The following is a 25,283-nucleotide window of genomic DNA, read 5'->3' on the forward strand; positions in this document are numbered from 1 at the left end:
ATGAATATGTCATCGCCGGTCCCAACTTGAGTGGTAGCAGGTCATAATCGGCGCCAATTTTATAGTTAAGCCAGTCCCTGGCGGTATTTTATTTTGCCGGCGGTCAGAACCTATCGGGCATTTCATCGTCTAAACAAGTTAAACCGCTAACGGAAGCTGAACTCGGCCGGTTACGCTGGCATTCCGAACTGGGCTGGGAAGCCGCCAGAGGATAGGAAAGTCCGGTCGGATGAATTCCGTCTCCCGCTATGCTACAATACTGGAATTGAGTTGGCAGCACACTAGGGAGGCATTAGGAAAGGATATGCTCATCATCGGAATCGCAGGCGGCACCGGATCAGGCAAAACATCGGTAGCGCGCTCCGTCATCGACCGCCTTGGCGCGGACAAAGTGACTTTTATATCGCAAGACAACTACTACAAAGACCATCCGCACCTAACGATGGCCGAACGCGAGAAGATCAACTACGATCATCCGCTCGTATTCGACAACGAACTGTTAGTCGAGCATCTTAGACAACTGAAGGACGGGCAGATCGCGTACGCGCCTATGTACGACTTTACGACGCATTCTCGTTTCGCGGAGAAGACGGTTAAGCTGATGCCTTGCAATATCGTGATTATAGAAGGGCTCCACGTGCTGTCCGACGAAAATGTTCGCGCGATGCTCGATATCAAAGTGTTCGTCGATACCGACCCGGACGTGCGCATCCTTCGCAGGGTACTGCGGGACATCGAGGAGCGCGGCCGGTCGATCCATTCGATTCACGACCAGTACTTGAAGACGGTGAAGCCGATGCACGAAGCGTTCATCGAACCGTCCAAAAAATACGCCGACCTCATCATCCCCGAAGGCGGGCAAAACGAGGTTGGCATTCAACTGCTATCGATATTGACGGAGAAATACTTGCAAGCGACACGAAATTAGCTCGGCGGGACGAGCTTGCTTAACGGATATAGGCTGCGATTCGGATTTATTCCGATCGCGGTCTTTTTTTATGATTACAGCGGTTTAGTCGTATGAGGCGGATAATAAACCGCGGTGCCGATGACGTAGACTACGCTGCCAGTTACGAAATACAACTTGGCGACCGGTTTGTAATCGTCGTCTTCCAATGTTGCGATCGTAATCTTCGCATCGTCTACCGTCGCGGTATAGGTTACTTGGCCGGCGCCGATCGTACGCGTCCAGTTTTCGTCGAACAAGTTGACTTCGTCGTGCAGATCAGACACCGTGAACTGGCTTACAATTTTAGCCATGCTTCACCACCTCCTTCTGAAACAAGCTATTCCGGAAGTGACGAATCGGTATGTGCCATTATCGCAGATGAATCGCGGAAGGTGGTAGTATGCTAGAATCGCGGTTCTCTCACGCTATTTCTGTGTAAAAAATAAATTTAACAATCTTGCAAAACCTCAGGAAAACGATGCTTTGAAAGACCGATTATTAATGCTGGATTAAACGAATGTCGCGGGAAAATAAAAATCGTTAACGGGGTGTTCGGGGCGTGTAAAATCGGCTGTTTTCGGAGGCGTTACGGCACTTGTCGCGACACTGCGGATCAATTTACAGGGGTAAACGGGTTCGGTATAGTTAAGACGCGCCATCACTTATTCCTAAAGTCCGGGGGTTGGAATCCGATGTTCAAGCTGACCGCGAACGCGACGCGCGCTGCCTTATTCGTCTTAATGTTGACGGCCATTGCCCTTATTCCTTTCCGACATACGACCTACGCGCATGGTTCTAGCACAAGCCATACGACGCTAGAGTTAACCGAGCAACAGACCTTGATGACTATAGCCATAGACGAGAGATCCGCGATCGAATTAAGCGGAGGCGATCTTGATTTGAGCGGCACGTTGGACGAGTATGAATTCGACGCCGTGAAGCCTTTGTTCGAGAGATTATTGAAAGAACAAATTACGCTTGCGATCGATGGGGTGCAGGTACCCTGGAATAGAACGGTAAGCTTCGGTATGGTCGTAGACGGAGGAGCCGCGAAGGCTATGCTGCAAGTAGAGTTTCTGCCGATCTCCGCTTCGTCTTCCGTCTCCGTAACGGATAATTTGTATCAGTCTGTCTTGCAGTCCGATTATAAAAATCAGATCGTCGTTCATAGCGGAACGTCGAGCCATACGGCGGCATTGTCAGGGTTGAAACGGTCCTTGATCCTAACGCCGGCTACTTCCGCAGCCCGCCCCACGACAGACGCCTGATCTCGGAGGCGGTACGGCCGGTAACCTGCTTGATTAATCTAGCCAAATGATGAGACGTTTTGAATCCGCATCGCCCCGCAACTTCCGTTACCGTAAGTCCGGTGCTCGTAAGCAGATCGATGGCGCGGTCGATGCGAACCTTCCATAAATACTGGATCGGCGTCGTTCGGACCTGGGACTTGAACAAACGAAGCAGATGCTCCGGCGATAGTCCGGCATGAGACGAGAGACTCTTTAGGGTAATGTCATCGGCATAATGCGCATCGATCCACTTCAAAGCGTTATACACGGCAGGGTGCTTCTCCATCTGGAGGAGCGCCCTTTGCGATTCTATCGGGTACAGATGGATAGCGGCAAGGCCGAGGCTCCTGACGGCATCGTCGTCCGCAGGCGACTGACGCTGCAGGACGAGAAGCAGATCGAGCAGTCGGTTCATCTCTTCCGTCAGCGGAAGCACCTCGGGAAGCGCGTACAGCCGTTGGATAGTCTCCGCGGACAACCCCGTCAGATGGACGGCGATCCACCGATGCCACGTTTGTTCCGTCCGCGAGAAGGCGAACGTTTCCTCATGTCCGGGCTTAAGCAGAAGCACGTGCCCCGGCGTAACGCTGACGCGGCGTCCGTCGATGTCGACGTTCATTTCGCCCGTGTAGAGCATGACGAGCTGGACGTCCTGTTGGATTCGGGGACCGAACCGGCCTCCCGGAGGATAGACGATCGAGCCGGCTATCGTATTCGCGACATTTTCGAGGGGGATGTTTATTTTCGCTTGCGGCATAGTATCACTCCTCCCTACATTGTAAGTCGGCGATCCCAGTATATCAATTACAGATACAAAGACGCGGGTTACAGCCATTGTTGGGAACGTGTGCGCGCGGTATGCTGAAGCTAAGCTACAGATGCTGATCGTCGAAGGAGACTACGAGAATGAATGCGACTTTTACGCCGCCACTCACGCCGTTAACGGAGGAACAAATCGCGTTTTTCAGGGAACAAGGCTACTTTCTGTTCCGTAAAGGGATGACCGAAGATTTGATCGATGCCTTCAACGGACACATTTACGATATTCGCAACCAAGAGCCGATGCCGGACTGGGCAACCTGCGAACCCGACAAAAAATATTCGCTAAGGCTGTTCAACCCGCACAAGCACGACAGCTTCTCACGCCAGCTGATGAAGCACGCAATCGTGCGCGGGGCGCTTGCCCAACTGATGGGTATGGAAGCGGTGTGCGTGCAGAGCATGTACTTCTATAAAGAACCGGGGGCTCCCGGACAAGCGGCGCATCAGGACTACTACTATATTAAGAACGATCCGATGACGATGATCGCGGCATGGACGGCAATGGAAGACGTCGTCGACGAAGAGAACGGCTGCCTATGGGTGATGCCCGGCACGCACAAGCTCGGATTGCTGCCGCACGGCGCGGTCAAAAACATCGAGGAGCACGAGCATTGGACCGACGAGACCGAAGGCGTCGATACGAGCCGTCAAATCCCGGTGCCTATGGAGAAAGGCGACATCTTGTTTTTCAGCGAGCTGCTCATCCATTCCTCGAACAAGAACCGGAGTCGCGACCGCTGGCGCCGTTCGTACGTGTGCCACTACATTCGCGAGGATTCGAACGTGCTTCACCGGGAGGATTTGCGGCAGAAGTATCCGCTGTATTGAGCGCGGCGCTCAGGGCCGCTGCCGCTGCCACTGCGTCTCTAGGTGTATTTAGTACAATTAATTTCGCCGAAAATACGAAATTTCCAGTGGTAGTTGCATTTCATACATTTATTCGCAACTCCAACACCGAGAACGCCCCTTCTCGAACAATTTAACTGTATGTAATGCAACTCACCTGCCCGATGCGGCATTCGGCTCTCGAAATAGTTGTACTCAATACAACAAACATTTCTCGCAACCCGCCTCGTTCCATATAATGTGGCGGGTTTTTGCTTGCCCGCGGATGGTATACTCTTATTCGAGCGATCGAGAGGTACGGTTACGAGAATGAGAGAGGTATGAACGGATATGCAACTGATTGACATAGATAACGATAAAGCGTTCTTCGAACGCAAAAAGCTAGAAATAGGAGTTACGCTGAACGACGAGCAGCGGCAAGCGGTGCTTCATACGGAAGGGCCGTTGTTACTGCTCGCGACGCCGGGTTCGGGGAAAACGACGACGCTCATGATGCGCATCGGTTACTTGATCGAGGAGAAGGGCGCGCACCCGTCCCGGATTAAGGCGGTTACGTTCAGCCGCGCTTCGGCGTCCGAGATGAAGGAGCGGTTCGCGCGCTTTTTCCCGCAGCTGCCGTCCGTAGACTTCTCTACCATTCATAGCTTGGCGTTCGAGGTCGTTCGGCACTATTTTCGTGTGGCGGGCAAAGGCTTCGAGATGATCGAAGGGGACGGAGAGCGGGAGGACGCGTCCGTCGGCGCGCCTAAGTTACATAAACGCATGATCTTGCGCGAGCTGTATCGTACGATTAACGGAGATAACATAACCGACGATCAGTTGGACGAGCTGACTACTTATATTAGCTATCTCAAAAATAAAATGATCCCGGAATCCGAGTGGCATCTCCATAAGACGGACGTGCCGGAGGCCGCGCGGATCGTGCGGGCATATGAATCTTATAAACGCGAGGATGCTAGCAGAATTTTGCTGGATTACGACGACTTGCTGACGATTTGCGAGCAAGCGCTCGAGGGCCGACCGGCATTGCTTCGGCAATACCAAGACCGTTACGATTACGTGCTGACGGACGAGAGTCAAGATACGTCGCTCGTGCAGCATCGGATTATCGAGAAGCTCGTGCGACCGCACGGCAATCTGTGCGTCGTCGCCGACGACGACCAATCGATCTATAGCTGGCGGGGAGCGGAACCGGCTTATTTGCTGAACTTCAAGGACGCGTACCCGAAGGCGGTTACGCTGTTCATGGCGCGAAATTATAGATCGTCGGCCGACATCGTTAACGTAGCCAATCAATTCATCAAGCGCAATAAAAATCGCTACGAAAAGCACATGACGACCGACAACGCGCCGCATCTGCCTATCGCCATCAAGAGCTTTTCCGAATACCCGAAGCAGACCAAATACATCGTGCAGGAAGTTCGCAAGGCGGCTAATCTCGCGGAAGTGGCGGTACTTTATCGTAACAATTCGTCGTCGATCGCGCTGATGAACGCGTTAGACCGGGCAGGTATTCCATTCTATATGAAGGATGCGGACAACCGGTTTTTCAAGCATTGGGTCGTAGAGGACGTACTGAACTTCATGCGGATGACGTTTACGGACAAGCGGCCGGAGCTGCTCGAGAAAATTCATACGAAAATGAACGGATACGTGACCAAGCAGCAGATGGCGCAACTGATGGCGATCGCTAACGGGGAATCCGTGTTCGACAACTTGCTGGAGCACGTGCCGCTGCAAGCCTATCAAGTAAAGCAGATCGAGCAGAGCCGGGATACGTTCCAAGAAATGCAAGGTATGCCGCCCCTTGAGGCGATTCGCGTCATTCGCGACAGGCTGGGCTACGAGAAGGCGATCGAGAAAATGTGCGAGAAGCTTGGCTTCCGCAAAGAGTATTTGGTCGGCATCCTTAATACGTTGGAGGAAATCGCGGACTCGCTGGACACGATGGAGGCGTTCGCGGCGCGGCTTAAACAGCTGGAGCAGGTGCATAAGCAGGCGAAGATGAAACGCGGGCAGCAGGCCGTAACGTTATCGACGCTGCATAGCTCGAAGGGGCTCGAGTTCGATCAAGTGTTCATGGTCGACCTCGTCGAAGGAGTTATCCCGGCATCGGAGGAAATCAAAGCGGGCTCGAAGGCCGACGGCTCGGGCATGGGCGGCAACCTCGAGGAAGCGACGAGGCTGTTCTACGTCGGCATGACCCGCGCGCGTCAACGGTTGGAGCTTATTACGTACCAACAGCGCGACGGGGCAAAGGTCACGGAATCGCGCTTCGTCGGCGCGGTCAGGGACATTATGAATCCGTCCAAGGAGAGCGCGTACGGCGAAGTTCGTGCCGTGCCCAAAGGGAGCAAAGCCACCGCTTCTGCCGGGAATGGGGGCATCGTCGACGCTATTCCGCCGAACGCGATCCTCCGCCGATCCAGCCTCGTCGAAGGCATTTTCGTCATCCACCGCGTGTTCGGCCCGGGCACGATTATGAAGCTAACCAAAGATCAACTGCGCATCCGCTTCCAGGACGGCGAACGCTCGCTCTCAATCGCGGCATGCCTGGAGCGAGGGTTGCTGACTCCGCACGAGGAAGCATGACGCGCCCAGTAACACGATAAAGTCGCGCTATTGCGTGACTTTGTGCCGGAATCCACGCAGTAACACGATAAAATCGCGCTATTGCGCGACTTTGTGCCGAACTCCGCTCAGTAACACGATAATATCGCGCTATTGCGTTCCGCCAAATCAAACTCCGCGCCCAGTAACCCGATTTTTCCGCGCAATCGCGCGTCTCCAAGCCCAAACCCTAACCCGATCGCGTTATATCCCCATATCGCAACGAGAAAAAGCGTCTGCGTCTATGAGAGGAGCGGGGGAAGGGTTTTTCTCCCATTAACGGCGTCATACGCACGGACCCTTTCCTTGTTCGCCTTGGTGGAAAGTTCTAAAATGAGGGCGTTAAGAGGTTTCGGGGGAAATACGGTTAGGAAGTGATGCCACTTGCATTCGCAGCGAGTGCTAAAAGATTACTTGGGAACGAAATGGCCGATGTATGCGCTGGCGGTGCTCTCGATTACGGCGGCTAACATTATCCAGTCGTTCTATCCGCGGTTGCTCGGTAATTTTACCGATTTGCTGCAGCAGCATCGGATAACGCATTCGCTTATCGTAGAGTACAGCTTGCTTCTGCTCGGAGTGGGCGTATCGTTCGCCGTTTTGGGCGGTTTGGGCCAATACATCATCATGCATCTGGGTCGGCTGTTCGAATTCGTGACGCGGCGCAAATTGTTCGATCACTTTACGAAGATGAGCGAACGATTCTATTCGAAGAACGGCGTCGGCAAGCTGCTTAGCTATGTTATGAACGACGTCACGTCGGTCCGAGAATCGATCTCGATGGGCATCAATCAGACGACGAACGCCGCCATCCTCATCGTGTCGGCGGTTACGATGATGCTCTTCAGCGCTATTCCGCTCTATCTAATCGGCGTCTGCATCGTGCCGCTACTCGCCATTCCTTGGATCGTCGTAAGCTTCGGTCCGATTATCCGCAAGCGTTCATTGGCGGTACAGGAATCGATCGGCAAAATGACGGAGTCCGCGGAGGAGCAGTTCGGCGGTATCCGGGTGACGAAGAAGTTCGCGGTAGAGCCGATTATGATCGATCGCTTCGGCGCGACGGTCGATCGCATTCGCGAAAACCAACTGAAGCTCGTACGCGTCTCGTCGCTGTTCGGCGCGATTATCCCGTTCTTGGGAGCGCTTTCGCTGGTTATCGCGATCGTGGTCGGAGGGTATCTCACGATCCACCATCGGATTACGCTAGGCAACTTCGTGGCTCTGACGCTCTACGTGCGCATGATGGTTAACCCGCTGCAGCAGATCGGCAACGTGATCAACACGATGCAACGTTCGCGCGCCTCGCTTGAGCGTATTAACGATCTGCTTGCGATGAAGGGCGATATCCAAGAATCGGAGCAGGCCGAGACTCGCGATCTCGCGCAAGCCGCGATCCGGATCAACCGCCTGTCGTTCGCTTACCCGGACGCCGAGCGGGAGGCGCTGCGCGATATCGATCTGGTCGTCGAGCCTGGCAAAACGCTGGGCATTCTAGGGAAAACCGGCAGCGGCAAAACAACGCTAATGAAGCTCATGCTCCGAGTCTACGATCCGCCGGAAGGCACGATCCGCATCGGCGATACCGACATCCGGAGCCTTACGCTCGCAAGCTTGCGCGACCAAATCGCGTACGTTCCGCAGGACGGCTTTCTGTTCAGCACGACGATTCGCGACAATATCGCCTTTTACCGCAGGGACACTTCCCTGAGCCGGATCGAGGACGCGGCAAAGCAAGCTCAAATCTACGGCAATATCGCTATGTTCCCCGACCGGTTCGAGACGAAGCTCGGGGAGAGAGGCATTACGCTATCCGGCGGGCAACGCCAACGCACGAGTCTTGCCCGCGGGCTGATTAAGCGCGCTCCGATCATGATTCTGGACGACAGCGTTAGCGCCGTCGACTCGGTTACGGAGACGCGGATCCTCGAGACACTGCGCGCCGAACGCAAGGGCAAGACGACGATCGTGATCGCCCATCGCATAAGCGCGCTTAAGCACGCGGACGAGATCGTCGTGCTGGATGAGGGACGGATCGTGCAGCGAGGAACCCACCGCGAGCTGCTCTCGCAGCGCGGGTTGTACGCCGAGCTTCATGCGATTCAGGAGGAGGGGACGCGAGATGCCAACTAAACCGGACGCGCCGGAGGCGAAGCCCCCGATTTTCCGCTCCATTTTCGCTTACGCCAAGCCGCACAAGTGGACGTTCCTGTTAGTCTTCTGTTTCACGTTGCTTGCGATCGCGGCGGATTTGATGCAACCGTACTTGGTCAAAATCGCCATCGACGACAACCTAATGGCCGGCAAAAACGACTATGACATGCTGCTCGTCATTTGCGGCATTTATTTAGCTCTCTCGCTGTCGAGCTTCCTGTTTAACTACTTGCTGAACAATTTGATGCAATACGCGGCGCAGAGCATCGTCGCACGCATTCGCAAAGACTTGTTCCGGCACATCACGAAGCTGTCGATGTCGTTTTTCGACCGGATGCCGAGCGGCAGTCTCATTACGCACGTGTCGAGCGATACCGAGGCGATGAACCAATTTTTCTCGCAAGTGTTGATGAGCATTATGCGCGACGGTATGACTTTAATCTTCATCCTCGCCGTCATGTTCCATCTCGACGTTACGCTTACGTTGTATTGCCTTATTTTATTGCCGATCATCACGCTGATCGCCGCGGCTTTCCGCAGCTACATGAGGAAGACGTACCAAAATTCCCGGACGGCGTTGTCCCGGCTCATCGCGTTCGTGGCGGAAAATTTGGCGGGGATGAATCTCACTCAAGCGTTTCACCAAGAACAGGAACAGGTAAACCGGTTTACGGACCGCAACCGGACGTACTTAGGCGCCAACCTGCGCGAGGTTCGAACCAACGTGCTGTTCAACCGTTCGTTCGATATGCTCGGCAACTTGTCGGTCGCTTTCGTGACATGGCTCGGCGGTACGGCGGTGTTCCATGCCTCTATCGAGTTCGGCGTGTTGTACGCCTTCATCACTTATATACGGCAATTTTTCAACCCGATCAGCAACATTACGCAGCAGTGGAACACGATGCAATCGGCTTCGGTAGCAGCGGGCCGGATATGGAACATCTTCTCGACGAAACCGGACGTCGCCGATGCGGCCGTCGTGCGCGACGTGAATCCGGCGGCTGTTCAGGGGCGTATCGACTTCAACCGCATTCGGTTCGCTTACGAAGAAAACCAACCGATCATTAACGAGCTGGATTTGCACGTTCGGCCTGGCGAAATGATCGGCATCGTAGGAGCGACGGGGGCAGGCAAAAGCTCGCTGATCGCGCTGCTGTGCCGGTTCTATGACGTTCATGATGGGAGCGTAGCGATCGACGGCATAGACATTCGCGACGTTCCGCAGGAGCAGTTGCACCGGTTGATCGGATTGGTGCAGCAGGAACCGTATTTGTACTCGGGCAGTATCGTCGACAACGTTAGAATGTTCGACGAGACGATCTCGCGGGAGGAAGTCGTGCGCGCGTGCAAGTTCGTCGGAGCCGACGCGTTGATTAGCCGGATGAAAGAAGGCTACGATACGCGCTTGTCCGAACGCGGCAGCGGATTGTCCGCAGGGGAGCGGCAGTTGATCTCGTTCGCGCGAATTATCGTGTTCCAGCCGAAAATTCTCATCTTAGACGAAGCGACCGCCAATCTGGATTCGCATACGGAGCAACTGATCCAGCATGCACTGCGCATCGTCTCCATGCATCGAACGACGCTCGTTATTGCGCATCGCCTGTCGACGATTATGCACGCGGACCGGATTATCGTCATGGATGCGGGGCGAATCGTCGAGGAAGGCAACCACGCGCAGCTGTTGGCGCTTCACGGTTATTACGAGGAGCTCGTCCGGCACTCGCAGGGCAACGTAGTGGCGGGATAATGCTTCGCACTTGAACATAGGGGAGCCACGATCATGTTGCAAGTCGCAACGCTTCGTTCGGTCTTTAGGGGAACGCATCCGTTGACGGATCGCGTCTACTATCCGGCGGGTGAGTCGGCGGACGCGTTCTGGCAACGCGTCTCGCAATCGTCCTCGCATGCTAGGTTAGTTAATGAGATTCGTGCGGAGGCCGCGAGGTTATTGGCCGAACCGGCAACGGCGTTGACGGAGGAGCTATTCGGCATTTTCGCGCGGACGGGTTCCCGGCTGGAGTATGAGCGGGCGTATTTCGAGCGGCGCAGGCGGTTGAACACGTTCGCGATTATGACCTTGCTCGAGCCGGACGACGCGCGCTATCGCGAATCGCTTCACGAGACGATAGGGCTCGTGCTGAGCGAGCCGACGTGGTGCTTGCCCGCGCATGTTCGGGGCGAGGACAGGGCTAAGGTCATCGATCTGTTCTCCGCAGAGACCGGGTTTACGCTTTGCGAGATTGCATGCGTGCTAGGCGACAAGCTGCCGGAATCTCTCGCCCGCGAGATCGGAGGAGCGGTGGAGGCGCGGTTAATCGCGTTGTTCGAGAGCGGCGGGACGGCGTTCTCTTGGGAGACAGCGACCAACAATTGGTCCGCCGTATGCGCGGGCTCGATCGGCGCGGCGGCGCTGCTAAGCATGCGGGATACGGAGCGGCTATCGAGTTTATTGAACCGCGTATCGGCGTGTCTCGATTATTACTTGGCGGGCTTCGGCGACGACGGCGCCTGTCCGGAAGGGCTCGGGTACTGGAATTACGGGTTCGGTTACTACGTCTATTTCGCGGATTTGCTAAAGCATGCGACGGGCGGCGATGTCGATCTGTTCGACCATCCGAAGGTTCGCAGTATCGCGCTGTTCCAGCAAGCAGCTTATTTGCATGGCGATGCGGTCGCCGGCTTCTCGGACTCGCTGCCGCGCATTCCGTTCCGCGTCGGGCTTACCCATTACTTAGCCAACGTTTATCCGGAAGTAGAAGCACCGGAAATGCAATACGCCGCAGCCTATACAGACGACCATTGCAGCCGCTGGGCGCCAGCTTTTCGCGATCTGCTGTGGCTGAACTCGGACGATGCGAGCGGCGTGGAATGGGGAACGGCATCGCGGTATTTGCCGGACGCCGAGTGGCTGCTGTCTCGCCACGTTACGTCTGCCGGACGGCGCTTCGGCTTCGCCGCGAAGGGCGGACATAACGACGAGCCGCACAACCATAACGATCTCGGCCATTTCATTCTGATCGGCGACGGCGGCGAGGCAGTTGCTTGCGATCTCGGTTGCGGCGAGTACACGGCGGATTATTTCGGCGCGAAACGGTACGGTTACGATTGCAACGGCTCGCATGGACACTCCGTTCCGATCATCGACGGTAGAGGGCACTCGCAAGGAGCGGAGCGGAAGGCAACGGTGTTGGAGGCGATGGCATCCGAGCAGGAGGATATCCTTCGGCTCGAATTGGCTGCGGCTTACGAGGTTGCGGGGTTGCGATCGTTCGTACGGGAACTCCGGTGGAAGAAGTCGGATGAGCCTTCGTTTACCCTCACGGACGTATTCTCGTTTGATAACGAACCGCAAGAAATCCTAGAGCGGATCGTCACGCGCGTGCAGCCGTTGATCGCGGACGAGGGAGGGATCGTACGGCTCGGCAAAGGCGGTTCAGCCGTCCTCCGCTTTGACGCCACGGAGCTAGCAGTCTCAATCGATACCCGAAGCTTCCGCGACCACTTCGGCAACGATCAGCGATGGTACGCGATCGATCTGCGGTTGCTTGCTCCGCAGCGCGACAATCGGATCTCTCTGACGATCGCGTGGGAGAACGGTGCATAAAGAAATGGTAAATTAAACCTAAATTAGCCTACATCATGTTAAAATGATGTAGGCTTTATGCGTTGTACATCTTCAAGTCGAGGAGCTGTAAGGAATGACGATGCGAAGGAAGACCATTCTGCTAGCGCTCGCGCTACTGCTGCTAATCGCTACGACCGCTGCGGCTGCAACGGATATCGTTAAAGCCCGTATATTCAAAGGATCGGTCTTCGTGAATAATACGCCCGCGCAGTTAAATGACGATCCTCCGATTCTAAGTTATAACGGTCGAACCTATGTCCCGCTGCGTAAGTTCAGCGAGTTGACAAGAACTTACGTCGGCTATGACGAGGAGAGCCAGTCTATCTATCTCGACCTGCCGGTTGAGAATATGGGCAAATCCGAAATTCATTCGAAGACGTCGAACGACGAGTTTACGCTCAGCATTTTTTCGGGAAAATCCGTGTACAAGGAAGGAGAGCCGATCAAGGTGTGGTCCAGGCTTACGCGCGATAGCGATCAGCCGGTAACCATTTATCATGGAGGCGCATTGGTCCTTTATCATATCGTGGACGGGAACGGCTTTCAGAACTATCCTTTTAGCTCATTCGAAGGGATAACGAGTACTTTTCAACCGGGAGACGAGTACAACAGCAACCTTAACCCCTCTCAATTCCTCTCTTTCAATAGGAACGAAACGAAGCATCCGGCTAAGCTTCCGAAGGGCACGTATACGATTACGGCCGAGGCGAACTACAACATAGAGCGGTATTCAACCCTTGAAAGTAAAAGAATATTGAAGGCTTCGATCGAGTTTAAGGTGGAGTAAAAACTAGCTTTTATCGATAAAGGAGGCCCCTTATGAAAAATCGGCGCAGTATAACATCATCCTCGCGAACGAGATCGTCAAGTATAGAGTGGCGGGAGCGGTCTTGCTCGGCTTAGGCGGGATCTTCGCGTTCGTTACGATGCTGCACAAAGATTTTTTGAGGAACTACAAAGGAGAGTCGGTCGATAAGTGAAGGATGCGCGTGAGGACGATGAAAAGGCTGTAATCAACGAAACGAAACCGTTCAACGACGTAACGGAGCATTACCAGAACATCATGGGAATGCCCAATAAGCCTGCCGATCTGAGCAGCATGCCGAAAGCCGTCAGATGGTTCGGGTATTTTTTTATCGGGATGGCAGTCGTCTGCTTTCTGCTAATGGTTATAGGCGTGTTGAAAGATAAATTCTGAACAATTGCTAGTTCGGCAACAGGCTAATAATTCACCGCATTAGCTACAATCGTCTCGTATTTGCTTTCAGATCGCCATGATAAACTTATTTATCATGGCTTTTTCTTTGGGAGGGTACCCGTATGATCCACGAGAGACATATCGGCAAAACGTTAGGCAAGCTCAGGAAGCTAGAAGAAGTGTATACGCCGTACATGTTCGTCAAAGTCGGAGAAGTAGAGATGAGCTACCTGGAGACGGACGAGCAGCTGTACGAGGTTCCTGGCGAAGACGCGGGCTGGAAACCTTCCTCCGCAGGTCAGAAATGGGGCAAGCCTTGGGGCTCCGCCTGGTTCAAAGGCATTTATGAGATTCCGAACTTCCTCGACGGTCAAAATATATACATAAGCGCACGAACGGACGCTATCGAAGCGCTATTCTGGGTGAACGGCGTTCCGAACGGGATCTATACGCATGCCAAAGACGCGGAAAGCCGCGGCAATCACCATACGCTTCTGTTAACGAAGGCGGCCCAAGGCGGTGCGTCCTTTGAATTAGCGTTCGAGACGTATGCGGGGCATCCCGTCGTCGGCACTCAGCCGTACCAGACGTTTCAGACCGGAGACGCATACCCGGTGCGTACCGAGCGTTCGTATCAGTCGATCGACGTCATGCTGCGGCGCGATGACGTGAAGGAATTCGTCTTCGATTTGCGCACGCTCAACCAGATGGTCGGATCGGACCGCGTGGACGATTTCCGCAGGGGCAAAATCACGAACGCGCTATTGGAAGTATTCGCGCTGCTAGAGCAGTCTCCGGACGAAGTGCCGGAGGCGGTGTGGCGACCGAAGCTGGCGATGGCCCGCGACGTCATGGCGCCGCTACTCGCCAAGAAGAACGGCGATTCCGCGCCGAAAGCAGCTATTATAGGTCACTCCCATATGGATACGGCATGGTTATGGACGCGCGACGAAACGATCCGCAAATGCGCGCGTACGTACGCGAACGTGCTGAGCTTGATGGACCAGTATCCGGAGTATATTTTCATCCAGAGCTCCGCGTTCCACGCCGAGTTGATGCGCCGCCATTATCCGGACATATTCGAAGGCATTAAGCGCCGCGTCGCCGAAGGACGCTGGGAGCCGAACGGCGGCGTATGGATCGAGTCGGACTGCAACCTCGTCTCCGGCGAATCGTTGATCCGCCAGTTCCTGAAGGGTCAACGCTATACGCGCGAGCATTTCGGTTATACCGCCGATACGTTCTGGTTGCCGGACACGTTCGGCTACAGTGCCGCGATTCCACAAATCATGGCGGGGACGCACGTCAAATATTTTCTCACGACGAAGCTTTCGTGGAACGACTCGAACATCTTCCCTTACGATACGTTCAATTGGCGCGGATTGGACGGCACGACGGTGCTCACGCACTTCAATACGATCCACTGCTGGCCGGACGCCGGCACGTTGATCGACCGGGTGTACGGTCCGCGGGGCAACAAGCAGAACAACATCATGCACAAGCAAGTGAACGATATGCGTTTCGTCTCGTACGGCTTCGGAGACGGGGGCGGCGGTCCGCAGTTCGAGATGCTGGAAGCGGCTAGGCGCGTGACGGATTTGGAAGGCGTGCCTCGGACGGAGCACCGGACGGTTAGCGCGTTTATGCAGGAGCTTGAGGCGACGGCGGTCAATACGCCGCTGTACGTGGGAGAACTATACTTCGAGGCGCACCGCGGTACGCTCACGCAAATGCATCAGATCAAGCGGAACAACCGCAAAGCCGAGTTCGCGATGCGCGATCTCGAATTCGCGGAAGTGTTGTCGTGGTCGGCTGGCCAAGGCAAACCTACCTCGCGCCGCGACGACATATACGAGATTATGCTCATCAACCAGTTCCACGATATTTTGCCGGGGACGTCGATTCCGGAAGTGCACGACCGCGCGATCGCGGAGATGAACGAGGTCATTCGCGAGACGGAGGAGCTGACGAATGCGCGCCTCTCCGAGATCGCGATGAAGGACGTCGGGGCTGTTACGGTATGGAACACGCTCGGCTGGGATCGATCGGATACGCTCGCGCTGGAAGGAGTGGAAGCGGGACTCGTGCCGGTGGATTCGACGCTTGCCAGTCAGCGAATCGTAGACGTGGCAGGGCGCGAGAAGCTGCTCGTCGGCGGCTTGGAAGTGCCGGCGCTGGGCGCCGCGACGATAGCTCTCAAGCAGGCCGCGCAAGGTTCGTCGGCTGGACGTTCTCCGTTCGCGGTAACAGGCGATCGGATTGAGACGCCGTACGCTGTCGTACGCTTCGACGAGCACGGCTATATTCGCTCGTTCGTGGATAAAGCTTCGGGCCGCGAGCTTCGCCAAGGCGAGCGTCCGCTGGGCGCGCTCTTGATGGGCGAAGATTTGCCGGGTTCGTGGGACAACTGGGATATCGATCGCGACGTATTCGGCAAGCTTCGGGTGCAGACCGATCTGATCAGCCGCGAGACCGTCGCGGACGGTCCGCTCCAGCTGCGTATCCGTAGCGAATACCGCATCGGGCATCGCTCGACGCTGAAACAAGACATCGTCTTCCATTCAGGCACGGCGCAGGTCGACTTCGAGACGGTTGTCGACTGGCAGGAGAAGCATCAGTTGCTGAAGGTCAGCTTCGATCTTGCCGTAGCGGTCATGAACGCTCGTCACGAGGTTCAGTTCGGTCACGTGGAGCGTCCGACCCATACGAATACGCCGTACGATCAAGCGATGTTCGAGGTGTGCGCGCACAAATGGACGGATCTGTCGGAGAACCGATTCGGGGTCGCGTTGCTCAACGACTGCAAATACGGCGTCTCCGTTCAAGGCTCCGACATTCAGCTCACGCTGCATAAAGGCGGAACGCATCCGGATCCTCGCGGAGACGCGGGCATTCACGAGATGACATATTCGCTGCTGCCGCATAACGGCGGCTTCAGTGCGGAGACGGTCGTTCGCCCGGCTTACGAAATGAATTCACCGGTCGTATCGGTAGCCGGTCGCCGTTCGGAGCCCGCGTTCCGTTCGTTCGCCCGCATGGACGCATCGAACGTCATTATCGAGGCGATCAAGCCTGCGGAAGACGATCAAGCGTACGTCGTTCGTCTCTACGAATCGGAGCGCTCGGCGGTTAAGGGCGCCAAGCTGCGCTTCGGCGTAATGCCGCGCCGAGTCGCGTTGACTAATATGCTCGAGGAAGAGTTGCGAGAGCTCGCAGTCGTTGGCGGAGAAGTCGCGCTCGACATTGGTGCTTTTGAAATCGTGACGGTAAAGGTTTGGTTCTAAGTTTGCGAGCTTAATAACGATTGGAGATGTCCGCGCGTGGAGAAGGCGAAATTGAACGGACCGACGATGGTACTGCTCGTTAGAAATCTAGTGGATTCGATCGCGTTCTATCGGCGCATCGGCTTTCAAGACGAATTAGTCGGAGGACCGGATGAGCAGCACGTGCACATGAATAGGGATGCGGTCACGTTCATTCTTCATCAAGCGCGCAACCCGGAGGACGTGAAACCCTTCTCTTCCGCGGCAGGCGGATTATACTTCGATGCTTTCTGCTATACGGACGTTCGCGCGCTGCTAGAAGAAGTAAGAGTCGCGGGCGTTCCTATCGTCAATGGCCCCGACTTGAACGACTTTTTCAGCGAATTCACGATTCAAGACGTGGATGGCTACAGGATCGCGTTCGGGGGTTAGGTACAGGGGAGGAATCGCTAGTTGTAAAATGTACACTTAATTCTGCCGCAACTTCGCTTTTGATGGAGTTAGTTGTAGAACGTACAGCTAATTGCGACGAATAACGAGGCTTCGTGTGTAGAGTGTGAAAATAGGTGTATGAATTGCAACTAATACTGGTTATGCGTTAAAAACGGCTGAATTAGTTGTATGTTCTACAATTAGTCTGCAGAGCGAGCGGAGCGCTTCCTAAGCAACAAGTGTACTATGACTCCCCCCGCCAAGCTTTCGCCGCATGCTTTTTTCGGTAGGCCCCCGGAGAGATGCCGTGCTGCGCACGAAAAATACGATGAAAATACGCGTAGCTGCCGAGACCCGTCTCGGCGGCTATTTGCTCTAGCGACAACGGACTGTGATGCAGCAATTCGAGGGCGTGTGCCATGCGGATTTGCTGCGCGTAGCCGATAATGGACGATCCGTAGTGCTCTTTGAACAGATGCACCGCGCGCGAGACGCTAAGCCCCGAGTCGCGCGCGACGTCTTCGAGCCGAAGCGGTCGAGAGGCGTTCGCCTCGATATAATTGCGCATCCGGATCGCATGGAACGTCGACGAGGACCGCGCGCTCGGCGCTTCGTCGATCGCCCGATCGAGCATGACAAGCAGCGTGTGGACGAGCAAAGTGACGAGCATGGGATCGCCGCCGTCGAGCCTTCTTTTTTCCGCGATTAATTGGTGCCATTGGGTAATCAGCTTGCTGTCTTCGGCGATTTTCACCTTCGTAGGCCTTATTCGATTCGACCACCATTCATCCATTCCGGGTCCGGTGCTCATAATAAAGTAGTCGCCGCTTGCCTTCACCGGCTCCTCGGCCTGTTCGATTCGCAGATCGTAGAGGTCGCCTTGCTTAAATAAGATAAGATCGCCCGGCTCGACCGGGATGAACTCACCTGCGATGAGAACCTGGCTTACACCTTCAAACTGCAACCGGATAATATAGGTTTCAAGTCCGCCAGGGAAGTAATGTCTGAACGGCTCCGGATGTTGGTGATAGCCGCATAGTTGCACGTGGATCGTATTCATTTCCTTCCGCCTCCGACCAGATCGTTGAGGTATACAGCCATATTGTTTCTACAAAACCCCGTTTAATTCCTCTAATATGTAGACATAACCTGCGGAAGCGAAAGGAGTTTTTCCATCAACATGGCAGACCGTAAAGTAAGAGTCATCCAAACTTCGCAAGGCTCGTCCGATCGTTTGACCGAGCGCGAGGCGATCGTGCTGAAGAACGACGTTAAAGGCATCGAGAACCAACTGATCAACGTCTATGACGACGTGACTTATCAAGAAATCATCGGATTCGGCGGAGCGATTACGGAAGCTTCGGCGATAACGGCTTATAAACTCGGCGAAGAGAACCGCAACAAAATCCTTGAGGCGTACTTCGACGCTGACAAGGGCATCGGATATAACGTCGTCCGCACGCACATCGCAAGCTGCGACTTCTCGCTTGGCAACTACGACTACGTGCAGGACGGCGACGCCGAACTGAAGACGTTCGATATTAGCCGCGACAAGGAGAAAATCATTCCTTACATTCAAGGCGCGCGCAAGCTGATCGGCGACGACTTCACGTTCTACGCTTCCCCTTGGAGCCCACCTCCGTTTATGAAGACGAACGGAATGAAGAACAAGGGCGGCCAGTTGAAGCCGGAATTCCGCGACGCCTGGGCGCGTCACTACTTGAAGTTCGTCGAGGCGTATGAAGCGGAAGGCTTGCCGCTCTGGGGACTTACGGTACAAAATGAAGCGAAAGCCGTTCAGCCTTGGGATTCCTGCGTGTACACGGCCGAAGAAGAGAAAGATTTCGTTCGCGACCACCTCGGTCCGGTGCTCTGGAACGCGGGCCGCGAAGACATCAAGATCATGGTGTGGGATCACAACAAAGAACGCGTCTATGACCGCGCGAAAGTCGCCTATGACGATGCGGAAGCAAGCAAATACATCTGGGGCATCGGGTTCCACTGGTATTCGGGCGATCACTTCGACGCGCTGTCCGTTACGCACGACCGTTACCCGAACAAAGGGCTCATCTTCACCGAAGGCTGCCATGAGGGCGGCGTGCAGCTCGGCTCCTGGAAGAGCGGAGAGCGCTACGCGCACGACATCATGGGCAACCTGAACAATTGGATGCAAGCCTGGACCGACTGGAACATCGTGCTCGACGAGCTCGGCGGACCGAACCACGTCGAGAACTTCTGCGACGCGCCGATCATCGCCGACACGACGACGGACACGCTGACGTTCCAAAGCTCCTACTACTACATCGGACATTTCAGCAAATATATCCGTCCGGGCGCGGTGCGCGTAGGCTCCTCCAAGTACACCGAGCAGTTGTCGACGACGGCGTTCAAAAACACGGACGGCACAATCGCGGTCGTCGTTCTGAACCGCACGGACTCGGAAGTGCCTTACTTGCTTCGCAACCGCGAGCAAGTGGCCGAAACGACGATTCCGGCTCACTCGATCCAAACGCTGCTGTTCCCGGCGGCTGAGTAATCGCATAATCGTTTCATGATCAGAAGCCCCGACTTGTTCGGGGCTTTTTGGCGTCGGGTGCTGGAGGTGGCGGGCTAGCTAGTTGCATTTTGATCATTTAGTTTTACAGTTTGCGCGCCTTGATAGGGGGCTAGGTGTATTTCGGGCACTTAGATTCCAGGAAAACTGCCAAAACGACGGATATGTGGCTAACTAGATGTACGCAATGCAACTAGTGTGGCGTCGAACTGGGTTTTCGCGAATCTAGTTGTATGGAATACACTTAGCGCGCGGCGGGTGGGGGTTGCGGTGAATGCTGCGTTCAACCTCCGTTCAAACTGCGTACAAATTCAACAGATATAATGAAGCGCACGCGGAAGATGCACAATAGCGACAAAGGATGCGAGCTTAGTGACGACAGTGATGGTAGTCGACGACGAGAAGCACATACGCGAGCTGATTCGTCTGTACTTAGAGGATGAAGGCATGGACGTCGTGGAGATGGGGAACGGCGAAGAGGCATGGCAATATTACCGCAAACATCAGGTCGATCTGATCGTGCTCGACGTCATGATGCCGCAGATGGACGGTTGGGAGCTGTGCCGGCGCTTACGGGAAGCAGGGAACAAGCCCGTGCTCATGATTACCGCCAAGGGCGAGCCGCTCGACCGGATCAAAGGCTTCGAGCTCGGCACCGACGATTACATGGTCAAGCCCTTCGAGCCGCTCGAGCTCGTCATGCGGGTAAAAGCGCTGCTGAAGCGTTACCGGATTTCGATCTCGCAGACGGTCAAGCTCGGCGCGGTTACATTAGATAAAACGAGCTACCTAGTCAAATACCGGGATACCGGCGCGCAGGAATCGATCCCGCCGAAGGAATTCGAACTGCTGTACATGCTCGGCAGCCAACCCGGCAAGCTGTATACCCGCGACATGCTCATCGAGCAAATATGGGGCTACGAGTACGAAGGGGACGAACGCACGGTCGATACGCACATTAAGCGGCTGAGGGAGCGATTCCAAGAATACGAAACCTACTTCCGCATCGTGACGCTCCAGGGATTCGGCTACCGCTTGGAGGTGTACCGTGTCTAAGTCGCTGTACGTTCGCGTCGTGATCACGTTTTTGGGCGCTGTTATTTTCAGCATGCTGCTCGGATTTCTGCTTAACGGCCGGATGTTCACCCAGCAAATCAACGAATACATGCAAGATAGCAAGATGCAGACCGGGAAAAAATCATTCAAGCCTAGGCAACGCCGTGAAGTTCACGGAAGCCGGAGGCCGCGTCGCTGTTACGGTAAGAGACCTCGGCGAATACGTGGAAACTGCGATCGCGGATAGCGGTCAAGGGATCCCAGAGGATGAACGGGGGCATATTTTCAAACCCTTTTATAAGGTGGACAAGTCCAGGGATCGCGCGATAGCGGGCAACGGCATCGGGCTCTCGATCGTGAAGCGGATCGTGGATCTCCATAACGGCGAAATTCATGTGACGAGCATTGCAGGGGAAGGTACGACGATAACCGTTAGACTGCCGAAGCATCGGTCGGATTAAACTTTTCTCCGTACACAGTCCGTACAAATACGGGCGATATAATGCAACCTAGACAGAGGAGAGGAGAATCGCATGTGAGTGGATTAACGAAGATCAGTTTGAAAAACGGCGTCGCGGTCGTTATTTTGTGCCTAATGGTACTCGGGTACGGGTTCTATTCCACGACGAAAATCAAGCAGCAAACGTTCCCGGATTTGGAGTTCCCGGCCGTATTCGTACAAGTGGTACAGCCCGGTTCTTCGACCGAAGAGATGGAGACCGGCGTTACGTCTCCGCTCGAAAATAGCTTAAAGGGCATTCAAGGCTACGATTCGCTAACGAGTACGTCGATGGAGAACTCGGCGAACATCGTCATTCAGTTCCCGTTCGGCTCCGATATGGACAAGCGCTCCGCGGAAGTCGAATCCGCCGTGAACAAGGTGACATTGCCGGAGCAGGCAAAGCTGAACGTGCAGCGGCTGTCGATGAACGCGGCGCCGATCTACCAAGCGGCCGTATTCTCCGGAGGAGAAGACGCGGCTGGGCTTCAATCGAAGCTGGAGCAAGAGATTTTGCCGAAGCTGAAGCAATTGGCGGGCGTCAGCTCCGTGGAATTGCTCGGGACGACGTCCGAAGAGCTCGCCATCGTCGTCGACAAAGACAAAGCCGCTCAGCGCGGCATTACGCTGTCGGCCATCAAGACGGCGCTGCAAGCGCAAAACTACGCGCTCCCGCTTGGTTCGGTAACGCAAGACGAAACGACGATTCCTATTCGTCTTACGGGTCAAGTCAACGCGAGCGAACAGCTTGAACGGTTGCAGATCAGCGCCGGACAAGCGGGCGGACAGCAGTTGACCGAGCACCAGGCCGGAGCTCCCCTCGTTACGCGTCTGCAAGACATCGCGGTCATCAAGACGGTAACGAAGCAAGACGAGCAAGCGCGGTTTAACGGGGAACCTAGCTTCGTTCTCTCCGTCATCAAGACGCAGGACGCGAACACGGCGGACGTATCGGACGCGGTCAAGGAAACGCTCGCGACCTACGAGTCGCAGGGCGTGAACATCCATGTCATTCAGGATCAAGGCGAAGAGATCAAGGAATCGGTATCCGGACTCGTTCGCGAAGGATTGTTCGGCACGCTGTTCTGCGTCATCATCATCTTCCTGTTCCTGCGCAACGTTAGGGCGACGATCATCTCGATCGTGTCACTCCCGATCTCGATTTTCGCGACGATCGCGCTCATGAATCAGTTGGGTTACACGCTCAACATCATGACGCTCGGCGGCATCGCCGTCTCGATCGGCCGGATCGTGGACGACAGTATCGTCGTCATCGAGAATATTTTCAGATGGAAGCAAGAGAAGGGCGATCAGGTCAAAGGCAAAGAACTCGCCTACCAAGCAACGAGGGAAGTCATCAGCGCGGTCGGATCGTCCACCGTCGCGATGGTCGTCGTGTTCGCGCCTCTCGCGTTCGTCAGCGGCATTATCGGGGAATTTTTCCGTCCGTTCTCGTTGGCGGTCGTCGTCTCGATTCTGACTTCGCTGCTCGTCGCGATGATGCTCATTCCGGTGCTGGGCAGCAAGTTCTTCAAGAAGGTGAAGCCGCATAAGGAAGGAAGCAGGCTGGCGAACGCCTTCGAAAAGGTCGTCAGAGGCGCGCTTAAGCACAAAGCTACGGTCATTATTTTATCGATCGCTTTGCTCGTCGGATCCTTGTGCCTGATCCCGGTACTCGGCGTTGCGTTCTTGCCTGCGGGTACGACTCCGACGGCGTCCGTCTCGATTACGCTTCCCGCGAAGAGTAACTTGGATTCGACAGATAAGCTCACGGGCAAGGTTGAACAATATATGAAAAAGGTAGAAGGCATCGAACGTTACGACGCGACGATCGGCGTTGCCGACAATCCGTTCGTATCGGTGGCGAATGCCAACAAATCGACGGTGAACGCCGAATTCGTCAAAGGCACGGATATGCAGCCTTTGATGGACCGAATGAGCGTCGAGCTCCAAGCTCTCGCTTCCGCGGAAGTGCCGGGCACGGTAGTCGAGGTTAAGGGTGCTGAGGCGGGCGGTCCTCCTTCAGGAGACACGATCGACGTGAGCATTTACGCGCAAGACCCTGCGAAGCTGTCCCAAGCGGCTAAACAGATCGAGGATTTGATGAAGGCGAACGCGGACATGAAAGCCGTCTCGAACAACATGAACGAGGTTACGCCTAAGTGGGTAGTGACGCTCAATCAGCAAGGCATCGACGCTGGCGTCAGCCCTTATGCGATCATGCAACTCGTCGGCGAGCAGCTTCGCCCGGTTCCGGCGGGGTCGTATACGATAGACGATCAAGTACGGGAAATCTCATTGAGCTACGGGCAGCAGATCGGATCGAAGGTCGAGCTGGAAAGCGTAATGATCCCGACGGCCACGGGGCCGATGAAGCTCGGCGAAGTAGCTAACATTACCGAGCAGAACGCCTATATCAAGGTAAACCATGACGATGGCAAAATGTTCGCCAAAGTGAGCGGAACGGTCAAAAATTCGGACGACGTAGCGAAGGTTACGAAGCAAGTTAAGAACGACATCGCTGGCTTGACGCTTCCTAGCGGCGTCGAGACGGAGATCGGCGGCGGGATGAAGATGATCATGGACGGCTTCATCAGCATGGGTATCGCCATGGCGGTAGCGATCGGCCTTGTCTTCTTGGTCATGAGCATAACGTTCGGCGGTTTGCTTACCCCGCTCATCATCATGTGCTCGCTCATTTTCATTCCGGTCGGTTCGCTCGGCGGACTTCTCGTTACCGGACAAGCATTGACCATGAGCAGCATGATCGGGATGCTGATGCTCGTCGGCATCGTCGTCACGAACGCGGTCGTCTTGCTGGATCGCGTAGAGAAAAACCGCAAATCCGGCATGCCGCTTACGGAATCGATCGTCGAAGCATCCAAAACGCGCCTACGTCCGATTCTGATGACGGCTTTCGCGACGATGCTGGCGCTGTTGCCGCTTGCGTTGTCGGGTTCCACGACAAGCCTGATTTCTGGAGGTCTGGCAGTCACCGTAATCGGAGGCTTGTTCACTTCGACGCTGCTAACGCTCGTAGTTGTACCGGTTATCTACGAGTTGGCTTGGCGCAAACGCAAGTTCAAGGCCGAGGAAACGTTCTAAGCTTATCCAGTTGCATGCATGCTCCTATTCGTTCCGGGGAAAAATAAGTCGCGGTAAACCCTACATGCAGGAGGGCGACTTATGAGAATTGGAAGAAAACTGGCGACCATTGGGCTCGTTGCGACGATATGCGCGGTGATGCTCGTCGGATGCGGCCGGCAGGTGAAAGAGAACGTCATGCGGACGCACGTGAGCTCGGTGGTCACGAATCTTCCCGTGAACAAGCATGTCGTACAGTCGAACGATACGCTTTGGAAAATATCGCAGCAATATCACGTGAGCGTCGATCAGTTGCTGTCGGCGAATCCTTCGATCGCGAGCGACGCGACGATCTATCCGAACCAGACGATCACGATTCCGTCTAACCAGAGCCTTGCCGGCTATGAGTCGCAAGTTCTGGCACTCACCAATCAGAAACGCGCGCAAGCAGGGCTGCCGCCATGCGCTGGAACCGACGCGAACTTGAACCGGTCGGCGCGGGCGAAGTCGGAGGATATGGCCACGCAGAACTACTTTGCCCACGATTCTCCGACGTACGGCGATCCGTTCGCGATGATGCGCAATTTCGGCGTCCAATATAACTCCGCGGGGGAGAACATCGCGATGGGTCAGCCGACGCCTCAAGCGGTCGTCGACGCGTGGATGAATTCGCCCGGCCATCGCGCGAACATCATGAACGGCACCTTCACGCATCTAGGCGTCGGTTACGTCATGAAGGACGGCAAGGCTTACTGGACGCAGCAGTTTATCGGGAAGTAAAGGTTAGCCGTTAGAGGTACAAGAGGAGGCATTCCCGCCGGAGACGGCGGGGATGCTTTTTTTGTTTTGGCGTGCCCAGAGGCACGCATCTTCTAGCCGGTGAAAGTCCGGTCGCGGGAGGG

The 25,283-nt window shown here is 55.2% G+C and carries 19 protein-coding genes; 16 read left to right on the forward strand and 3 right to left on the reverse strand.

All coding sequences use genetic code 11. From position 1 onward, the window contains the following. Positions 1-304: 304 nt before the first annotated feature. Positions 305-928: a uridine kinase gene (udk, locus tag ACFPQ4_RS09900; RefSeq protein WP_378111665.1), complete on the forward strand. Its 624-nt coding sequence runs from the start codon at positions 305-307 to the stop codon at positions 926-928. Positions 929-1,002: 74 nt separating this feature from the next. Here udk and ACFPQ4_RS09905 read toward each other — a convergent pair whose 3' ends face one another. Then, positions 1,003-1,260, reverse strand: coding sequence for a hypothetical protein (locus ACFPQ4_RS09905; RefSeq protein WP_378111667.1), 258 nt, complete (start codon positions 1,258-1,260; stop codon positions 1,003-1,005). A gap of 381 nt (positions 1,261-1,641) precedes the next feature. On the opposite strand from ACFPQ4_RS09905, the gene ACFPQ4_RS09910 reads away from it, so the two are divergent. Next, positions 1,642-2,217 carry a hypothetical protein gene (locus tag ACFPQ4_RS09910; RefSeq protein ID WP_378111668.1) on the forward strand — a complete coding sequence of 192 codons (576 nt, stop codon included), beginning with the start codon at positions 1,642-1,644 and terminating at the stop codon, positions 2,215-2,217. On the opposite strand, the gene ACFPQ4_RS09915 is transcribed toward ACFPQ4_RS09910, so the two are convergent. Continuing rightward, complete coding sequence (locus ACFPQ4_RS09915) at positions 2,183-2,995, reverse strand: helix-turn-helix domain-containing protein (protein ID WP_378111669.1); 813 nt, start codon at positions 2,993-2,995, stop codon at positions 2,183-2,185. The genes ACFPQ4_RS09910 and ACFPQ4_RS09915 overlap by 35 nt on opposite strands. Positions 2,996-3,144: 149 nt before the next feature. Between ACFPQ4_RS09915 and ACFPQ4_RS09920 the strand changes: the two genes are divergently transcribed. The 9 genes from ACFPQ4_RS09920 (at position 3,145) to ACFPQ4_RS09960 (ending at position 17,188) form a co-directional block, all read left to right on the forward strand. After that, the gene (locus tag ACFPQ4_RS09920) at positions 3,145-3,888 is read left to right on the forward strand and encodes a phytanoyl-CoA dioxygenase family protein (protein WP_378111670.1); all 744 of its coding nucleotides are present in this window, start codon (positions 3,145-3,147) and stop codon (positions 3,886-3,888) included. A 348-nt stretch (positions 3,889-4,236) separates the two neighbouring features. Then, entirely contained in the window at positions 4,237-6,498 is a 2,262-nt protein-coding gene (locus ACFPQ4_RS09925; RefSeq protein ID WP_378111671.1) for an ATP-dependent helicase, read from the forward strand. Between the two features lie 402 nt (positions 6,499-6,900). After that, on the forward strand, positions 6,901-8,649 hold the full coding sequence (locus tag ACFPQ4_RS09930) for an ABC transporter ATP-binding protein (protein WP_378111672.1): 1,749 nt from the start codon (positions 6,901-6,903) through the stop codon (positions 8,647-8,649). Further along, positions 8,639-10,417, forward strand: a complete 1,779-nt coding sequence (locus ACFPQ4_RS09935) for an ABC transporter ATP-binding protein (RefSeq protein ID WP_378111673.1) — start codon at positions 8,639-8,641, stop codon at positions 10,415-10,417. Before ACFPQ4_RS09930 ends, ACFPQ4_RS09935 begins: the two co-directional genes overlap by 11 nt. A 33-nt stretch (positions 10,418-10,450) precedes the next feature. After that, positions 10,451-12,274 carry a heparinase II/III family protein gene (locus ACFPQ4_RS09940; protein WP_378111674.1) on the forward strand — a complete coding sequence of 608 codons (1,824 nt, stop codon included), beginning with the start codon at positions 10,451-10,453 and terminating at the stop codon, positions 12,272-12,274. 94 nt (positions 12,275-12,368) lie between these two features. Then, the gene (locus ACFPQ4_RS09945) at positions 12,369-13,082 is read left to right on the forward strand and encodes a stalk domain-containing protein (protein ID WP_378111675.1); all 714 of its coding nucleotides are present in this window, start codon (positions 12,369-12,371) and stop codon (positions 13,080-13,082) included. A gap of 189 nt (positions 13,083-13,271) precedes the next feature. Further along, entirely contained in the window at positions 13,272-13,493 is a 222-nt protein-coding gene (locus ACFPQ4_RS09950; RefSeq protein WP_378111677.1) for a hypothetical protein, read from the forward strand. 122 nt (positions 13,494-13,615) lie between these two features. Further along, positions 13,616-16,777: an alpha-mannosidase gene (locus tag ACFPQ4_RS09955; RefSeq protein ID WP_378111678.1), complete on the forward strand. Its 3,162-nt coding sequence runs from the start codon at positions 13,616-13,618 to the stop codon at positions 16,775-16,777. A gap of 36 nt (positions 16,778-16,813) precedes the next feature. Continuing rightward, positions 16,814-17,188 carry a VOC family protein gene (locus tag ACFPQ4_RS09960; RefSeq protein WP_378111679.1) on the forward strand — a complete coding sequence of 125 codons (375 nt, stop codon included), beginning with the start codon at positions 16,814-16,816 and terminating at the stop codon, positions 17,186-17,188. Between the two features lie 244 nt (positions 17,189-17,432). Here ACFPQ4_RS09960 and ACFPQ4_RS09965 read toward each other — a convergent pair whose 3' ends face one another. Beyond that, positions 17,433-18,248, reverse strand: coding sequence for a helix-turn-helix domain-containing protein (locus tag ACFPQ4_RS09965; RefSeq protein WP_378111680.1), 816 nt, complete (start codon positions 18,246-18,248; stop codon positions 17,433-17,435). Between the two features lie 120 nt (positions 18,249-18,368). Here ACFPQ4_RS09965 and ACFPQ4_RS09970 point away from each other — a divergent pair, with 120 nt between their 5' ends. The 5 genes from ACFPQ4_RS09970 to ACFPQ4_RS09990 all read left to right on the forward strand — a co-directional run bounded on the left by ACFPQ4_RS09970 (position 18,369) and on the right by ACFPQ4_RS09990 (position 25,161). Next, the gene (locus ACFPQ4_RS09970; protein ID WP_378111681.1) at positions 18,369-19,724 is read left to right on the forward strand and encodes a glycoside hydrolase family 30 protein; all 1,356 of its coding nucleotides are present in this window, start codon (positions 18,369-18,371) and stop codon (positions 19,722-19,724) included. A gap of 390 nt (positions 19,725-20,114) precedes the next feature. Then, positions 20,115-20,798: a response regulator transcription factor gene (locus tag ACFPQ4_RS09975; protein WP_378111682.1), complete on the forward strand. Its 684-nt coding sequence runs from the start codon at positions 20,115-20,117 to the stop codon at positions 20,796-20,798. 164 nt (positions 20,799-20,962) lie between these two features. Then, positions 20,963-21,259, forward strand: coding sequence for a sensor histidine kinase (locus tag ACFPQ4_RS09980; protein WP_378111684.1), 297 nt, complete (start codon positions 20,963-20,965; stop codon positions 21,257-21,259). Positions 21,260-21,333: 74 nt separating this feature from the next. Then, on the forward strand, positions 21,334-24,402 hold the full coding sequence (locus tag ACFPQ4_RS09985) for an efflux RND transporter permease subunit (RefSeq protein WP_378111685.1): 3,069 nt from the start codon (positions 21,334-21,336) through the stop codon (positions 24,400-24,402). A gap of 81 nt (positions 24,403-24,483) precedes the next feature. Beyond that, a complete protein-coding gene (locus tag ACFPQ4_RS09990; protein ID WP_378111686.1) occupies positions 24,484-25,161 on the forward strand; it encodes a CAP domain-containing protein in 678 nt (225 codons plus the stop codon). Positions 25,162-25,283: the final 122 nt, after the last annotated feature.

The sequence above is a fragment of the Cohnella yongneupensis genome, assembly GCF_042655785.1.
Taxonomy (GTDB): domain Bacteria; phylum Bacillota; class Bacilli; order Paenibacillales; family Paenibacillaceae; genus Cohnella; species Cohnella yongneupensis.

Excerpts from the sequence above, each read along its gene's own strand:
- udk (WP_378111665.1), top strand. The coding sequence starts at position 305 with ATGCTCATCATCGGAATCGCAGGCGGCACCGGATCAGGCAAAACATCG.
- ACFPQ4_RS09905 (WP_378111667.1), bottom strand. The coding sequence starts at position 1,260 with ATGGCTAAAATTGTAAGCCAGTTCACGGTGTCTGATCTGCACGACGAA.
- ACFPQ4_RS09910 (WP_378111668.1), top strand. The coding sequence starts at position 1,642 with ATGTTCAAGCTGACCGCGAACGCGACGCGCGCTGCCTTATTCGTCTTA.
- ACFPQ4_RS09915 (WP_378111669.1), bottom strand. The coding sequence starts at position 2,995 with ATGCCGCAAGCGAAAATAAACATCCCCCTCGAAAATGTCGCGAATACG.
- ACFPQ4_RS09920 (WP_378111670.1), top strand. The coding sequence starts at position 3,145 with ATGAATGCGACTTTTACGCCGCCACTCACGCCGTTAACGGAGGAACAA.
- ACFPQ4_RS09925 (WP_378111671.1), top strand. The coding sequence starts at position 4,237 with ATGCAACTGATTGACATAGATAACGATAAAGCGTTCTTCGAACGCAAA.
- ACFPQ4_RS09935 (WP_378111673.1), top strand. The coding sequence starts at position 8,639 with ATGCCAACTAAACCGGACGCGCCGGAGGCGAAGCCCCCGATTTTCCGC.
- ACFPQ4_RS09940 (WP_378111674.1), top strand. The coding sequence starts at position 10,451 with ATGTTGCAAGTCGCAACGCTTCGTTCGGTCTTTAGGGGAACGCATCCG.
- ACFPQ4_RS09945 (WP_378111675.1), top strand. The coding sequence starts at position 12,369 with ATGACGATGCGAAGGAAGACCATTCTGCTAGCGCTCGCGCTACTGCTG.
- ACFPQ4_RS09955 (WP_378111678.1), top strand. The coding sequence starts at position 13,616 with ATGATCCACGAGAGACATATCGGCAAAACGTTAGGCAAGCTCAGGAAG.
- ACFPQ4_RS09965 (WP_378111680.1), bottom strand. The coding sequence starts at position 18,248 with ATGAATACGATCCACGTGCAACTATGCGGCTATCACCAACATCCGGAG.
- ACFPQ4_RS09970 (WP_378111681.1), top strand. The coding sequence starts at position 18,369 with ATGGCAGACCGTAAAGTAAGAGTCATCCAAACTTCGCAAGGCTCGTCC.
- ACFPQ4_RS09990 (WP_378111686.1), top strand. The coding sequence starts at position 24,484 with ATGAGAATTGGAAGAAAACTGGCGACCATTGGGCTCGTTGCGACGATA.